The following is a 15,581-nucleotide window of genomic DNA, read 5'->3' as shown; positions in this document are numbered from 1 at the left end:
ATGGCTGACGGCGACGATCCGAAGAACGTCCGCTTTCCGCTACGCCGGTCGAGCGACGATTTCGATCCGGCGCCGCCACCTGCGCCGAAGCCCGAGCCGCGCGCTTGGCGCCCGCCGTCGATCGAAGGGATTGTCGGCGAGGCGCTCAAGCGGGTGAAACCCAGCCGCGAGGAGCCGCTCGAGCTTTCTGGGGGCCTGCCGCCGCCCGAGCAGCACGAACCGATCCGCCCGCGCTGGCGCGCGACGCCGCCGCCTCCCCCACCCCCGCCGATCCAGCCCGGCTACGGCGAGCCGCTGCCCGCGGGCGGCTACACCAGCAATTTGCCGGCGGTCATCCGGAAGCGGAGCTGGCTGCGCTATGCAAGCTGGGCGATCGCGGGGTTCATCCTTCTGTTCTTCCTCGCGGTGGGCTGGCTGGCGCTGACCGCGCCGCTCTCCAAGTCGCTCCAGCCGCCGGCACCGCCGTCGATCACTTTGCTCTCGGCCGAGGGCAAGCCGATCGCGCGGCGCGGCGCCGTGATCGCCGAGCCGGTGGATGCGAGCAAGCTGCCCGCGCATGTCCGCAACGCGTTCGTCGGGATCGAGGACCGGCGTTTCTACAGCCATTGGGGCGTCGATCCGCGCGGCATAATGCGCGCCTTCGTCCACAATGTCAGCTCGAGCGGCGGATCGCAGGGCGGCAGCACGATCACCCAGCAGCTCGCCAAGAACGCCTTCCTCAGCTCGGACCGCACCTTCGGACGCAAGGCGCAGGAAGTGCTGATCGCCTTCTGGCTGGAAGCGTGGCTGAGCAAGGACGAGATCCTCTCGCGCTACCTCTCCAACGTCTATTTCGGCGACAATGTCTACGGACTGCGCGCCGCCGCCCGGCACTATTTCAGCAGCGAGCCGGAGAATCTGACGCTGAGCCAGGCGACGCTGCTCGCCGGGCTGGTGCAGGCGCCGTCGCGCCTCGCACCGACGGGCAATCTCAAGGGCGCGCGCGAGCGGCAGAAGCTGGTGATCGGCGCGATGGTCGATGCCGGGCTGATCACCAAGGCGCGCGGCGACAGCATCCGCCCCGCGGTGCTCAACGTCACCAAGTCGAAGGACGATCTGCCCAACGGCACCTATTTCGCCGACTGGGTGCTGCCCCAGGCGCGCGACCGGGCGGGCGGCGTCGGCACCGAGCAAACGGTGCAGACCACGCTCGAGCTCAAGGCGCAGCAATCGGCCGAGCGCGCGGTGCGCAGCGCGGGGCTCAGAAAGTCGCAGATCGCGATCGTGGCGATGCATCCCGATGGCCGAGTGATCGCGATGGTCGGCGGGAAAAGTTACGGGGAAAGCCCGTTCAATCGCGCCACCCAGGCGCGGCGCCAGCCAGGGTCGACCTTCAAGCTGTTCGTCTATCTCGCGGCACTGCGCGGCGGCATGGACCCGGACAGCATCGTCGACGACTCGCCTGTCCAGATCGGCGACTGGAAGCCGGAGAATTCGCATGGCAGCTATGCCGGGCGGATCACGCTGCGCCAGGCCTTCGCCAAATCCTCCAACGTCGTCGCGGCGCGGCTGACACAGAAATTCGGGGTGCGCGCGGTGACGCAGGCGGCGCGCGACCTCGGCATCTCGACGCCGATCGGCGAGGATGCCTCGATCGCGCTCGGCACTTCGACTGTGTCGCTGCTCGAGCTGACTTCGGCTTATGCCTCGGTCGCCAACGGTTCCTATCCGGTGCGGCCGCTCGGGCTGAGCGACGACGAGGCGGCGAGCGACTGGCTGGCCAAAAGGCTGGGCGCGCCGTCGCGCTTCAACGGGCGCCAGCTCGACGACCTGCGGAGCCTGCTCGGCACGGTGGTCGAGGACGGCACCGGGCGCGGCGCGGCGCTGCCGATCCCGACCTATGGCAAGACCGGCACGACGCAGGACAATCGCGACGCGCTGTTCATCGGCTATGCCGGCGGGATCGTCTGCGGCGTGTGGCTGGGCAATGACGATAATTCGCCCAATCCCGGCCTGTCGGGCAGCGGGCTGCCGGCGCGGGTGTGGCGCGACTTCATGACCCGCACGCTCGACCTGCGCATCCCGCCGCCCGAACCGACGGTGGAGCCCGACGGCAATGACGTGACGCTCGACGATGTGCTGAACGGCGTGGGCGAGTTCATCCAGGGCTCGGGCATCGAGACGCAGGTGGTGCCCGACGGAGTCGATCCCGACGAGCAGGGCGAGGCACCGATCGAGGACCGCCGCCCGCGCCGCGGCCAGGGACCGGACGGGCCGCAGGATCGCTTCCGGCAGGATGACCGGCGGGGTGAGGAGCGGTGATCCGCACAGCGCGCAAGGGCAAGAACGACACAAGGCTGATCCGTTCGGCGCTGTCGATCCTGACGGTAATCACGGGCCTCGGTCTCACGGCTCTCATCCTCCGTACCGGACATGTGGCCTGGTGGTTCGCACCGATAGTGCTCGTGTGGAATCTCGGCCCGCTCGTGGCGATGCGTCTTCTTGCCGACCGCAGGGATCGCTGGTCACCGGCACTGCTTCCGATGGCGTGGGGGCTGTTCTACGTGGCTGTTCTTTGCTGGGGATATTACGACGCCTTCTATCGCGCGCCCGGGCCAATGGCCGGTTTCGCGTATCTTCTCCTGCCGCCGCTCGGCTGGCTCGGGTTGGCGATCGAGAGCATCGTCGACAGCTGCGTCGCCATCTGGAGCACAGCAAAGCGGCGTTGAACCGGCGGCCCTCGGTATCAGCGCGAGAGGCGTCGCGCATGCGCTCGGGCATCGGGTGGTTGACGCCGCCAGTCCCCCCTCGCATGGACCCAATCATGCGCTTCTTCTCCGACAACGCCGCCGCCGTCTGCCCCGAAGTGCTTGCCGCGCTGGGGAGCGTGAACCAGCTCGACACTGCCTATGACGGCGACAAATGGTCGAAGTCGCTCGACGGGGCGTTTTCGGACCTGTTCGGCACGCAGGTGCGCGCGCTGTGGGTGCCGACCGGCACTGCGGCGAACAGCCTGGCGCTCGCCGCGCTGTGCCCGCCTTATGGCGGCGTGGTCTGCCACCGCGATGCGCATATCAATGTCGACGAATGCGGCGCGCCCGAATTCTACACGCATGGCGCCAAGCTGCTGGTCGGCGAGGGCGAAGGCTCGAAGCTGACGCCGGATGCGATCCGCGCAGTGATCGATCCGATCCGGCCCGACGTCCACCAGGTCCAGCCGCACGCGATCTCGATCACCAATGCGACAGAATATGGCCTTTCCTATACGCCCGACGAAGTCGCGGCGATCGGGGCGCTGGCGAAGGACCGCAAGCTCCGCCTCCACATGGACGGGGCGCGCTTCGCCAATGCCGTGGCGCATCTCGGCTGCCACCCGGGCGAGGTGACCTGGCGTGCGGGGGTCGATGCGCTGAGCTTCGGCTTCGTCAAGAATGGCGGGATGAGCGCCGAGGCGCTGGTGTTCTTCAAGCCCGAGCTCGCCGAGGCGACGCTCTATCGCCGCAAGCGCGCGGGGCTGCTCTTCTCGAAGGGACGTTACCTCGCGGCGCAGATCCTGGCGCTGCTCGAGAGTGATCTGTGGCTGCAGAACGGCCGCGCGGCCAATGCCGGCGCGGCGCTGCTGGCGCAGGCGGCGGGCGAGCGGCTGGTCCATCCGGTGCAGGCGAACGAAGTGTTCCTCAAGGTCAGCGCCGGGGAAGCCGCGAGCCTGCGCGCGCTAGGCTTCGACTTTTACGACTGGGGCGTGGGCGAGGCGCGGCTGGTGATCAGCTGGGACCAGAGCGAGGACGCGATACGGCCGCTGGCCGACGCCATCGCCAGGCTGTGAGCGACGCCGCCGCCCCGCAATCGACGCGCCTAACCGTCCTGATCCCCTTCGCGATCGTCACGCTGATCTGGGGATCGACCTGGATCGTGATCCGCGACCAGCTTTCGGTCGTGCCGCCGAGCTGGTCGGTGACCTATCGCTTCACCGTCGCCGGCGTGACGATGCTGATCTGGGCGTTGCTGCGCGGCGAGAGCCTGAAGATGGACGCGCGGGGCATTCGCTTCGCGGTGCTGCTCGGGCTGGCGCAGTTCGTGTTCAACTTCAACTTCGTCTACCGCGCCGAGCAGCACATCACCTCGGGCGTGGTCGCGGTGGTCTATGCGCTGCTGCTGGTGCCCAATGCGGTGCTGGCGCGGATCTTCCTCGGTCAGAAGATGGGACGGCAGCTGGTGGTCGGCTCCGCCATCGCGATGGCGGGCGTGGCGCTGCTGTTCGTGCATGAGGCGCGGCTGAGCCCGGTCGGGCCGCAGGCGGCGCTGCTCGGCATCGGCATCGCGATGCTCGGCGTGATGTCCGCCTCGATCGCCAATGTCATGCAGGCGACGGGCACCGCCAAGGCCTATCCGATGGCAACGATGCTCGGCTGGGCGATGCTGAGCGGGGCGGCGATCGACGCGGTGTTCGCGCTCATCACGGTGGGGCCGCCGATGTTCGACCCGCGGCCGAGCTATGCGCTGGGTATCGTCTATCTCGGCGTGCTGGGATCGGCGGTGAGCTTCAGCCTCTATTTCCAGCTGATCCGCACGATCGGCCCGGCCAAGGCGGCCTATACCAGCGTGCTGATCCCGGTGATCGCGATGGTCTTCTCGACGGTGTTCGAAGGCTATCGCTGGTCGGCGCTGGCGGGCGGCGGCGCGGTGCTGGTGGTGGCCGGGCTGGTGGTGGCGCTCAAGGCGCGCAGGCCCAACCGGTAATCGGGGTAAAGCGGGCGCCAATTGAGGACCCGCTTCGCCTTGCCGTTCGCGACCCGGCGGTTCTCGGCATAGAAGGCGCGGGCCTGGGGGGTGAGGTTCGCCCGCTCGAGAGGGACGAGCGGCGGGACGGGTAGCCCGAGCAGCGCGCAGCCATAGGCGATGACGTCGGATTGCGCGGCGGGTGCGTCGTCGGCGAGGTTATAGGCGCCGGGCGGGCCGTCGAACCCGGCGATTACGCCGGAGACGATGTCGTCGACATGGACGCGGCTGAAGACCTGGCCGGGGACATCGATCCGAGCCGCGGCTCCGGCACGGATGCGGTCGAGCGGGGAGCGGCCGGGGCCGTAGATGCCGGGCAGGCGAAAGACGCGTGCTTGCGGGAGCGCGCACCAGGCGGCGTCGGCTTGTGCGCGGGCGGTGCGGCGGCCGGTGCCGGTGGGGGCGGACTCGTCGACCCAGGCGCCCTGCGCGTCGCCATAGACGCCCGTCGAGGAGAGATAGCCGATCCACGCGCCGCTATGGGCGATCTCCTGTTCATATGCGGCGAGGACGGGGTCCTGGTCGCCGGGCGGGACGGTGGAGAGGATATGGGTGGCACTGGCGATCTCGAACGCAGTGCGGGTGCGATCGGCGAAGGTTTCGCGATCGACCGTAGCGATGGCGGCGCGGCCCTCCAGCCGCGCGATCAGGCGCGAGGCGGTGTAGCCGGGACCGAAGATCAGCAGGCGCACCTAGCTTCCCCTCCCTGGAAGGGGGGGGATCGAGGGGTGGGTCGCGTCCGGGCGATACTGAGGCCACTCGTGTGGCGGCCACCGCATCGCGTGCGTCCACCCACCCCCAGCCCCTCCCTTCCAGGGAGGGGAGCAAGGTTCACTCCGCCCCATAGCCTCCGAACTGCACCCCGAAGAAGTCGCCCTTGTTCCAGCGCGGCCGCTCGGGGGCGTCGGTGAGCGCGCGGGCGACGGCGTAGTTGACGCGCATATACTTGGCCGCCGAGTCCCAGTTGAACGGCAGGTCGATCTGGTCCGAGGGCTTGTGGTAATTTTCGGCGAGGAACTTCTTCTGCGCGACCGCGCCCTCGCCGCCCGGCCCGGTATCGAGCGACACCGCGGGCACGCCCGACTTGACGAAGCTGTAGTGATCCGAGCGGACGAAGAACATCTCCTCGGGCGCAGGATCGGGGACGATCTTCAGCCCCTCGCTCGCCGCCGCCGCTGCGATCACCGGGCCGAGGCTCGAGCGCTCGCCGCCCAGCGCGACAAGGTCGACCAGCGGATAGGTGAGGATCGGCATGTCCATGTTGACGTCGGCAACGAGCTTGTCCTTCGGGACCGGCGGATAATGCGCGAAATAGTCCGAGCCGATCAGCCCCTTCTCCTCCGCCGCAAGTGCCACGAACAGCATCGAGCGCTTCGGCCGCTCGCCCGAGGCGATGAACTTGCGCGCGACTTCGAGCATCGTCGAGACGCCGATCGCATTGTCCATCGCGCCGTTATAGATGCGGTCGCCATTCACCGGATCGCCGATGCCGACATGGTCGAGATGCGCCGAGAGGACGACATACTGATCCTTGAGCGTCGGATCGGAACCGGGAATCAGCCCGACCACGCTGCGCGTCATCTGGGTGACGATCTTGGTCTTGCTGGCGACCTTGAGCGTGCCGACCAGCGCGCCGGTGGGCACCCGCGTCGCCTTGCGCTCGGCGGCGAGCACTTCGGCCCATTTGATCTTCGAGCCCTGGAACAGCTTCTCCGCACCCGCCGCGCCGATATAGCCGACCGGCGGCGCGCCGGCTGCCGTCGCAAAGGCCGTGCCATCGGGCCGCGCCCAGCCGCTGCGCTCATAATCGTAGAAGCTGGCGAAGGTCTCGAACGGGAATTGCTCGCGCTGCGCCAGCGTCTCGAGCACGATCACCGCGACCGCGCCCTTTTGCTGGGCGATCAGCGCCTTTTGCTCGTCGTCGCTGAAATGCGCCTCGACTGCGTTGGGCAGCCCCTTGGGCACGCCGGCGAGGATCGCGACGATCTTGCCCTTGACGTCGAGCCCCTTGAAATCGTCGCGCTTCCCCTCGGGATAGACGATGCCGTAGCCGGCGAAGACGATCCCGCCTTCGGCCTTGAAATCGGGCGTGGCCGGCGCGGGCGTGTTGACGAAATCGATGCCGAACTGGAGCGGGATCTCGGCCGATCCGCGCACCAGGCTCCACTTGGCCTTCTCGGCGGGCTTGTAGCCGATCAGCTTGAACGGCTGGAACCAGCTATTGCCCTCGGCGCCGGGCTGGAGACCGAGCCGGAGCATTTCCGACGCGACATATTCGGCCGCCACGTCATAGTCGCGCGTCCCCGCCTCGCGCCCGCGCAGGGCATCGGAGGCGAGGAACTGGACATGCGCCTTGAGCGCCGCCTGTTCGGGCGGAAGCTGGGCGGGCGCCGTCTGCGCGAAGGCAAGCGGCGCCGCGAACAGCGCTGCCGCAGCGAGAAACGTGCGAAGACTCACTTCGCCATCGGCCCCTTGTAGAGCGCGCCGAAGAAGTCGCCCTTGTTCCATACCGGCTTGTCATCGGCATCGGCGACCGCGCGGGCGATCGCATAGTTGAGGCTGACGAAGCGCAGCCCCTGCTTCCAGTCGATCAGGCCGACTTCGTCCGAGGGCTGGTGATAATGCTTGTCGAGGAACTCCTTCGACGCCGCCGCACCCGGGCCGCCCGGACCGATGTCGAGCGAAACCGCGGGGATGCCCGCCTTGACGAAGCTGTAATGGTCCGAGCGGACGAACGAGGCCTCCTCGGGCGTGGGATCGGGGACGAGCTTGACGCCTTCGGCCGCCGCGGCCGCCTCGACCAGCTTGCCGAGCGTCGAGCGGTCCGCACCAAAGGCGACGAGATCGACGAAGTCATAGGTGAGGATCGGCATGTCGAGATTGACGTCGGCGACGATCGATCCCTTGGGCACGGTCGGGTTGGCGGCGAAATATTCGGAGCCGACCAGGCCCTTTTCCTCTGCCGTAACCGCGACGAACAGCATCGAGCGGCGCGGCGCCTTGCCCGATGCCTGGAAGCGCTTGGCGACTTCGAGCATCGAGGCAGTGCCGACGGCATTGTCCATCGCGCCGTTATAGATGGTGTCGCCCTTCGCATCGGGCCGGCCGACGCCGACATGGTCGAGATGGGCGGAGATCACGACATATTCGCCGCTCTTGTCGGTGCCCGGCAGCATGCCGGCGACATTGTTGGTGCTGAGCGTGCGGATCGCAGTGTTGGCGGTGCCGGTGGCAGTGACGCCGAGCGCGCCGGTCGGCAGCTTCTTGTCGGCCTTGTCGGCGGCGAGGACCGCGTCCCATTGGATCTTGGAGCCGGCGAACAGCTTGGCCGCGCCGTCAAAGCCCAGATAGGTGAAGGGCGGCGCGCCGGCGCCGGCTTCGGAGCCCTGCCAGGTCATCGCCTCGCCCTGCGCATAGCCGACGCTCGCGGCGAACGGGAAGATCGCGTGGCGGGCATTGCCTTCGATCAGGATCACGCCGACCGCACCGTGCCGCGCCGCGACCGCCGCCTGCTGATCGGGCTGCGACGAATGCGCGCGGATGTCGCTGGGCAGGTCGTGCGGCGAATCGCGCAGCACGGCGACGATCGCACCCTTGGTGTTCAACCCCTTATATTCGGCCTCGCTGCCATAGCCGGCGAAGACGACCGGGCCGGAGACCGCGACCTTGGGGTTCGAGGGCACCGCGCGGGCGAGATAGTCCTTGCCCCAGACGAGCGGGGTTTCGACCCCGCCGCGCGTGAGCGACAGCGTGCCGTGATCGGCCGACTTGTACGCGACCAGCGGCACCGGCTGGAGCCAGGTGCCGTCCACGCCCGCGGGCTTGAGGCCGGCGGCGAGCATCTGCGCGGCGACATATTGCTCGGCGATGGTCAGCTCGGGGCTGCCGGTGTCGCGGCCCTTCATCGCATCGGAGGCGAGGAACTGGACATGCGCCTTGAGCGCCGCCGCATCCTGGCTGAGATCCTGGGCAAAGGCCGGGGTTGCCGCGAGCAACGTCGCGGCGAGGAGGAGTGCGCGCTTCATCTTACTTGGCTCCCGGGCCGTTATAGGTGGTGCCGAAGAAGTCGCCCTTGTTCCACAGCGGGCGCTGGTCGCCATCGGCGATCTCGCGCGCGATCCGGTAGTTCACATCGACGAAGCGAACACCCGATTCCCAGTCGATCGCCGGCAGCTGGCCGACCTCGTCCGAGGGCTGGTGATAATGGTTCTTCATGAAGTCATCGATCGCCGCGCGGCCCGGGCCGCCGGCACCCGGCCACAGGAAGACCGAGGGCACGCCCTTGCGGACGAAGTTGTAATGGTCCGAGCGGACGAAGATGTTCTCGCCGGGCAGCGGATCGTCGGACAGCGGCACGCCGATCGCCTTGCCGGCGCGCTCGACGATCGGGCCGAGCGTCGAGTGGGTAGCGCCGTACACCACCACGTCCTGGAACTTGTAGGTGATGATCGGCATGTCGAGATTGACGTCGGCGACGATCGCCTCGGCCGGCACGGTCGGATGGTTGGCGAAATAGTCCGAGCCGATCAGGCCCTTCTCCTCGGCGGTGACCGCAAGGAACAGGATCGAGCGGCGCGGCTTGGTCTCCGCACCCTTGAAGCGCTTGGCTTCCTCGATCAGCGAGGCGATGCCGACCGCGTCGTCGAGCGCACCGTTGTTGATCGTGTCGCCGGTCTTGTCCGGGCGGCCGACGCCGATGTGATCGAGATGCGCGGAGAGGACGACGATTTCCTTCGACAGCGTCGGATCGGTGCCGGGGATCATGCCGGCGACATTATAGCTCTGCACCGGGGTGAGCGCGGTCTTGGCGGCGACGGTGACGGTGACCGGCAGCGCCTCGGCCTTGAACACGGCGTTGTCGGCCTCGGCGGCCTTCAGCACCGCTGCCCATTTCTGCTTCGCGCCGGCGAACAGCTTCTCGCCGCCCGCCATGCTGATCATGCCGAGGCCCGGCGTGCCCGGCGCCGAGATATGGCCGGTGCCGTTCGGGTTACCCCAGGTGAAGCGGGCGCGGGTGGCATAGCCGGCATAGAAGGCGAACGGCCGCGTCTTGGCGGTGCGCGGCGATTCGAGCGTGATCGTGCCGACGGCGCCGTGCCTGGCGGCGATCTCCGCCTTGGACGCCGGGTTGGAGAAATGCGCGCCGATCTCTCCGGGAAAGCTCTCGGGCGCGCCGCCGAAATAGGCGACGATCTTACCCTTCACATTGACGCCCTTATAATCGTCGCGGCCCTGGCCGACGATGCCATAGCCGACGAACACCACGGGCGCGGTGAGCGTGAAATCGGGGGTTTCGGGATTGGCGCCGACGATGAAGTCCTTGCCGGCCTCGAGCGTGACCGGGCCGCTCTTGGCGGTGAGCGCCAGCGTGCCCGAGTCGAGCTTGTAGCTGATCAGCGGCACGCTCTGGAGAAAGCCGCCGTCATCGCCGGCCGGCTTCAGCCCCGCGGCATAGAATTGCGACGCGACATATTGCGCGGCGATGTTGAATTCGGGGCTGCCGGCCTCGCGGCCCTTCATCGCGTCCGACGCGAGGAACATGACATGGCTCTTGAGCGCGGCCTGGTCGGCGGGAAGCTCGGCGTTGACGATGGCATTGCGCGCGGCGGCGCTCGGAGTCGGCGCGGGGGCCGGAGCCGAAACGTCCTGGGCATAGGCGGGCATCGCCAGCATCAGCGCAAGGGCCAGCGGCGTGGTGGAACGGATCATGATGGGGGAACCTCTCGGCGAGAACTCGGTATATCGCACCGGTAGCACGGCTTGGCGCAGGCGCAAGCTGGCAGATTTTCGAGGTGGCGGGCTTCGCGCTTGCCCCTATATCCGAGGCATCATGGCAGACGCACGCACCGCACCGCAGACCCCGCACATCACCCGCCGCGAAGATTATCGCGCGCCCGACTGGATGGTCCCCGAGATCGCGCTCGACTTCGACCTCGATCCGACCGCGACGCGGGTTCGCGCCACGCTGAAGGTGGAGCGCAACGGCGCGCACGACCGGCCGCTGGTGCTGAACGGCGACGGGCTGGCGGCGGAGAGCGTCAAGGTCGACGGCGCCGAGGCGCAGGGCTGGAGCATGGACGGGCCGAACCTGGTCATCCCGCTCGGCGGCGGCGCGCACGAGATCGAGACGGTCGTGACAATCGCACCCGAGCGCAACACGCAGCTCCAGGGGCTCTATGCCTCGAGCGGCATGCTCTGCACCCAGTGCGAGGCCGAGGGCTTTCGCCGCATCACCTTCTTCCCCGACCGGCCCGACGTGCTCTCGAAGTACAAGGTGCGGATGACGGGCGACAAGGCGCGCTTCCCGGTGCTGCTGGCGAATGGCGATCCGATCGCGCAGGGGGAGGCCGAGGGCGGCAAGCACTGGGCCGAGTGGCACGACCCCTTCCCCAAGCCGAGCTATCTGTTCGCGCTGGTCGCCGGCGACCTCGTCGCCAACAAGGGCGTCTTCACCACGATGAGCGGCCGCAAGGTCGATCTCGGCATCTGGGTGCGTGAAGGCGACCTGCCCAAGACCGATCACGCGCTGCACGCGCTCAAGCTGTCGATGGCGTGGGACGAGAGCGTTTATGGCCGCGAGTACGACCTCGACGTGTTCAACATCGTCGCGGTGGACGATTTCAATTTCGGCGCGATGGAGAACAAGGGGCTGAACGTGTTCAACAGCCGCTACATCCTCGCCGATCCCGATACCGCCACCGATTATGATTACGACGCGATCGCCGCAGTGGTGGCGCATGAGTATTTCCACAACTGGTCGGGCAATCGCGTGACCTGCCGCGACTGGTTCCAGCTCAGCTTGAAGGAAGGCTTCACCGTCTTCCGCGACCAGAGCTTTTCGGGCGACCAGGGCAGCAAGGCGGTCAAGCGGATCGAGGATGTGCGCGGCCTGCGCGCGAGCCAGTTCCCCGAGGACAGCGGCCCGCTCGCGCATCCGGTGCGCCCGGACGAATATATCGAGATCTCGAACTTCTACACGGCGACCATCTACAACAAGGGCGCCGAAGTAATCCGGATGATGTCGACCATCCTCGGCCCCGACAAATTCCGCGCGGCGACCGATCTCTATTTCGACCGGTTCGATGGGACGGCTGCGACGTGCGAGGATTTCGTCCAGTGCATGGAAGAAGCCGGCGGGGTGGACCTGCAGCAGTTCCGCCGCTGGTACAGCCAGGCGGGCACGCCGCGTGTCTCGGCGAACCTGGCCCAGGAAGGCGGCCGTGCCCGCCTGACGCTCGCGCAGACCGTGCCGCCGACGCCGGGCCAGCCGGTCAAGGAGCCGATGGTGCTCCCGCTCAAGATCAAGCTGTTCGGTGGCTTTACCGGGCGGCCGATGTGCGACGAGCAGCTGGTGCTGCTCAAGGACGCGAGCCAGGAGATCGTCTTCGAGAATCTCTCCGAGGCGCCGGTGCTGTCGATCAACCGCGGCTTCTCCGCGCCGGTGATCGTCGAGACCAACCGGACGGCCAAGGACCTCGCCTTCCTCTCGGCGCATGATGACGATCCCTTCGCCCGCTACGAGGCGATGCAGCAGCTGATGCTCGACACGCTGGTCGCCGCGGTGGCGAGCGGCAAGGGCGAGCACGCCGCCGCGATCGAAGCGGTGCGCAACACGCTGACCGACAGCGCGCTCGACCCGGCGTTCGTCGCCGAGGCGGTGCTGCTGCCGTCGGACAGCTTTGTCGGCGACCAGATGGCGGTGGTCGATCCCGACGCGATCTTCGCGGCGCGCGAGGCGCTGCGCGCGGATCTGGGCAAGGCGCTCGAGGGCGAGTGGCGCGCGGCCTATGACGGGGCGCAGGCCAACCGCTTCGAATATTCGCCGGCGGCCAAGGGCGCGCGGCGGGTGAAGACGGTGTCGCTCGGCTATATCGCGGCGAGCGGCGCGGCGGATGCGGCGGAACTCGCTTATGGCCAGTTCGAGGCGGCGGACAACATGACCGATCGCCAGGGCGCGCTGACCACGCTGGTCAACGGCGCCTCGGACAAGCGCGAGGCGGCGCTGTCGGCCTTCTACCAGCGCTACCACGGCAATGCGCTGGTGCTCGACAAGTGGTTCCAGACCCAGGCGCTGTCGTCGCGCGACGATGCGGCGCAGGCGGTCGAGGCACTGGCGGCGCACAAGGACTTCACGCTGGCCAACCCGAACCGCGCGCGTTCGCTGATCGGCGCGTTCAGCGTCAACCAGCGCGCGTTCCACGACATTTCGGGCCGCGGCTATCGCTTCGTCGCGGACCAGCTGATCGCTTTGGATCGCCTGAACCCGCAGACCGCCGCCAAGCTGGTGCCGCCGCTCGGCCGCTGGAAGCGCTTCGACGCGGCGCGCGCCGCCAAGATGCGCGCGGAGCTCGAGCGGATCGTCGCGGCACCGGGGCTGAGCAAGGACATGTTCGAGCAGGCGTCGAAGTCGCTGGACTGACGCTTTGACGACAAGGCCCGGGAAGTAGTTCTCCGCTCTCCGGGCCATATCGGGGACAAGGAGAAACCCGATGACCCTGTCGACCAAGACCATGTCCTCGCCCGTCGGCGAACTCACGCTTGTCGCGAGCGATCGCGGAGTCGTTGCGATCCTGTGGGAGAATGACTCGCCCGATCGCGTGCGGCTGGGCGACCTCGCCGAAGATGGAGACCATCCGGTGCTGCTCGCCGCCGAGGCGCAGCTGGGCGAGTATTTCGCCGGCACGCGGACGCGCTTCGATCTGCCGCTCGATTTCCGCGGGACCGATTTCCAGAAAAGCGTGTGGGCGCAGCTGCTCGTGATCCCGTTTGGCGAGACGCGCTCGTACAGCGAGATCGCGATGAAGCTCGGCCGGCCGACCGCCTCGCGCGCAGTGGGTGCCGCCAATGGCCGCAACCCGATCTCGATCGTGGCGCCGTGTCACCGGGTGATCGGATCGACGGGCAAGCTGACCGGGTTCGCCGGCGGGCTTGAGGCGAAGGCGTATCTGTTGGGGCTGGAGCGGGGTTAGATCATAACCGTCACCCCGGCCTTGTGCCGGGGTCCACTGTGCCGTGAATACTGGCCCAGAGCTTCTTGCTCCAAGCTCGCCTCCCGGTGGACCCCGGCACAAGGCCGAGGTGACGAGTTCGTCAGGCCATCACATTCCGGCCGCGCGTTACCACGGCGGTATGGCCCACGCTCGCCTTGGTCGTGCGCTGGGTGATCGTGTCCATCATCACCCAGTCGTTGCTCGCCTTTTCGGGCGTCAATGTCAGCGCCATATAGCCGCGGCGGCTGGTGTCGCACCATTTGAGCTCGGGATTGGTCGCGACGAGCGCGGCGGCGATCACCTTGGGATCGGTGCTGGTGCCGTTCTCATAGCCCGGCGAGGAGACGCTGTGCCCGGCGAACTCGACGCCGGCAGGCTTGCCGTCCTGCCCCAGGTCGAATGCCCAGGCATTGTGGCTGTCGCCGCAGATGACGAGAAGGTTCGCGCCGGCGGCTTGGGCGGACTTGAGGAAGCGCGCACGCGCCGCCGGGAAGCCGCCCCAATTGTCGAGATCCGAGGGCAGGCCGAGCTTGCTCGCCATCACCCCGGCCTGGACATAGGCCTTGGTGCCGGCCGAGGCGTCAGGCTTGATCCAGTCCATCGCATTTTCGGGCATGCGCTGGTTGCCCATGATCGTGCCGAAGCCGACCACCTGCCACTTCTGGCCCGCGCGCACCGACTTTTTCAGCGCGTGGCCGAGCCAGGCCTCCTGCTCGGTGCCGAGCATCGTGCGTGCCTTGTCCTGGAGCGCGCCGTCACGAAAATCGATCAGCGCCTTTTGCGCGTCGGCGGATTTGAGCAGCGGGCCGAGCTCGGGCTCGTCGCTGCGGTAGAGGAGGCGGCTCTCGGTGCGGAACAGCGTGGCGAGGCCGCCAATGTCGTAGCTGCCCCACGGCGTTTCGGAGACCGGCATCCATTCCTTGAACGCCTGGAGCGCCGCCGCCTTGCGATCATTCCAGTCGGCTTCGCCGGGCTGGTTGTTCTGCGCGCTCATCTCGCGGCTGTTGTTGGCGCTCTCGTGATCATCCATCTGGATGATCATCGGCTTCAAGCGGTGGAGCTCCTGCAGGTCGGGATCCGAGCGGTAGCTGCCATAGCGCAGGCGGTAATCGGCGAGATGGATCATCTCGCCCGCCGGCTCGGGCCAGCGGCCATCGACCGCGCCGCCGGCCGGCGCATAGCCGCCCTTGGCATATTCGTAGAGATAGTCGCCAAGATGGACCCACAGGTCGATGTCCGCGCGGGTGGCGGCATGGCCATAGGCATTGAAATAGCCATAGGGCAGGTTCGAGCAGGAGAAGATCGCAATGCCGAACTTCGCGGTGTTGCCCTGCGGAAGCGTCTTCGTCTGGCCGACCGGCGAGAAGCTGCCATCGGGCGCGACGAAGCGGTAGAAATAGCGCGTGCCGGGCGCGAGGCCTTCGACCGTGATCTTAGCGGTGTGATCGCGCCACGGGCCGGTGATCTGCTCGCCGCCCGAGACGATCCTGGTGAAGTCCGCCGTGGTCGAAATCTCGGCCTTGAGCTTCACCGCGCCGCCGCTGACGGGGACGTAGCGCGTCCATAGCAGCATCGTATCCGGGCCCGGCTCGCCGCTCGCCACCGAATGGGTGAAGCCGGTGGCCAGCGCCTGGGCCAGCGCGAATCCGGGGATGGCCAGCGCGCCAAGACCCAGGGTACCGGTGAGCAGAAGCGAGCGGCGATCGATGCGCAGTGTCATTTCGAGGCGTTCCCAAGCTATTTCGCCGCAAGCCTTGCCGCCGCCTCGTGTCGAGTTCGTGACAGCGGGCTCGCCGGAGGCTAAGCACGCCGCCAGTCGCACGCAACAAGGCC

Annotated in this window: 11 protein-coding genes; 6 read left to right on the top strand and 5 right to left on the bottom strand. The window is 67.8% G+C overall.

Annotated features, from left to right (window positions below):
- The 4 genes from HZY97_RS17270 to HZY97_RS17255 all read left to right on the top strand — a co-directional run bounded on the left by HZY97_RS17270 (position 1) and on the right by HZY97_RS17255 (position 4,719).
- Entirely contained in the window at positions 1-2,301 is a 2,301-nt protein-coding gene (locus HZY97_RS17270; RefSeq protein WP_180146675.1) for a transglycosylase domain-containing protein, read from the top strand.
- Positions 2,298-2,708, top strand: a complete 411-nt coding sequence (locus HZY97_RS17265) for a hypothetical protein (protein ID WP_180146672.1) — start codon at positions 2,298-2,300, stop codon at positions 2,706-2,708. The genes HZY97_RS17270 and HZY97_RS17265 overlap by 4 nt, the downstream gene beginning before the upstream one ends.
- 95 nt (positions 2,709-2,803) lie before the next feature.
- Positions 2,804-3,805 (top strand): low specificity L-threonine aldolase, encoded by a 1,002-nt coding sequence (locus tag HZY97_RS17260; protein ID WP_180147487.1) that lies wholly within the window; start codon positions 2,804-2,806, stop codon positions 3,803-3,805.
- Positions 3,802-4,719 carry an EamA family transporter gene (locus HZY97_RS17255; RefSeq protein ID WP_180146670.1) on the top strand — a complete coding sequence of 306 codons (918 nt, stop codon included), beginning with the start codon at positions 3,802-3,804 and terminating at the stop codon, positions 4,717-4,719. The genes HZY97_RS17260 and HZY97_RS17255 overlap by 4 nt, the downstream gene beginning before the upstream one ends.
- Here the strand turns inward: HZY97_RS17255 and HZY97_RS17250 are convergent.
- The 4 genes from HZY97_RS17250 to HZY97_RS17235 form a co-directional block, all read right to left on the bottom strand.
- Positions 4,629-5,450, bottom strand: a complete 822-nt coding sequence (locus HZY97_RS17250) for an NAD(P)-dependent oxidoreductase (RefSeq protein ID WP_180146667.1) — start codon at positions 5,448-5,450, stop codon at positions 4,629-4,631. The two genes, HZY97_RS17255 and HZY97_RS17250, sit on opposite strands and share 91 nt — an antisense overlap.
- Before the next feature lie 139 nt (positions 5,451-5,589).
- The gene (locus HZY97_RS17245) at positions 5,590-7,215 is read right to left on the bottom strand and encodes a M28 family peptidase (RefSeq protein ID WP_373684413.1); all 1,626 of its coding nucleotides are present in this window, start codon (positions 7,213-7,215) and stop codon (positions 5,590-5,592) included.
- Positions 7,212-8,783, bottom strand: coding sequence for a M20/M25/M40 family metallo-hydrolase (locus HZY97_RS17240; RefSeq protein ID WP_180146660.1), 1,572 nt, complete (start codon positions 8,781-8,783; stop codon positions 7,212-7,214). The genes HZY97_RS17245 and HZY97_RS17240 overlap by 4 nt, the downstream gene beginning before the upstream one ends.
- Before the next feature lies 1 nt (position 8,784).
- Complete coding sequence (locus HZY97_RS17235) at positions 8,785-10,467, bottom strand: M28 family metallopeptidase (protein WP_180146657.1); 1,683 nt, start codon at positions 10,465-10,467, stop codon at positions 8,785-8,787.
- A 121-nt stretch (positions 10,468-10,588) separates the two neighbouring features.
- Between HZY97_RS17235 and pepN the strand changes: the two genes are divergently transcribed.
- Together pepN and HZY97_RS17225 are read left to right on the top strand one after the other, a co-directional pair.
- Positions 10,589-13,177: an aminopeptidase N gene (gene pepN / locus HZY97_RS17230; RefSeq protein ID WP_180146653.1), complete on the top strand. Its 2,589-nt coding sequence runs from the start codon at positions 10,589-10,591 to the stop codon at positions 13,175-13,177.
- A 70-nt stretch (positions 13,178-13,247) separates the two neighbouring features.
- Positions 13,248-13,727, top strand: a complete 480-nt coding sequence (locus HZY97_RS17225; RefSeq protein ID WP_180146650.1) for a methylated-DNA--[protein]-cysteine S-methyltransferase — start codon at positions 13,248-13,250, stop codon at positions 13,725-13,727.
- Positions 13,728-13,848: 121 nt separating this feature from the next.
- Here the strand turns inward: HZY97_RS17225 and HZY97_RS17220 are convergent, their stop codons facing one another.
- The gene (locus HZY97_RS17220) at positions 13,849-15,468 is read right to left on the bottom strand and encodes an alkaline phosphatase (RefSeq protein ID WP_180146648.1); all 1,620 of its coding nucleotides are present in this window, start codon (positions 15,466-15,468) and stop codon (positions 13,849-13,851) included.
- Positions 15,469-15,581 lie beyond the last annotated feature (113 nt).

Source organism: Sphingomonas sp. R-74633 (assembly GCF_013416555.1).
Lineage (GTDB): Bacteria > Pseudomonadota > Alphaproteobacteria > Sphingomonadales > Sphingomonadaceae > Sphingomonas.
Note: the sequence above shows the minus strand (reverse complement) of the source record. Positions and strands in the feature narration are given on the sequence as shown.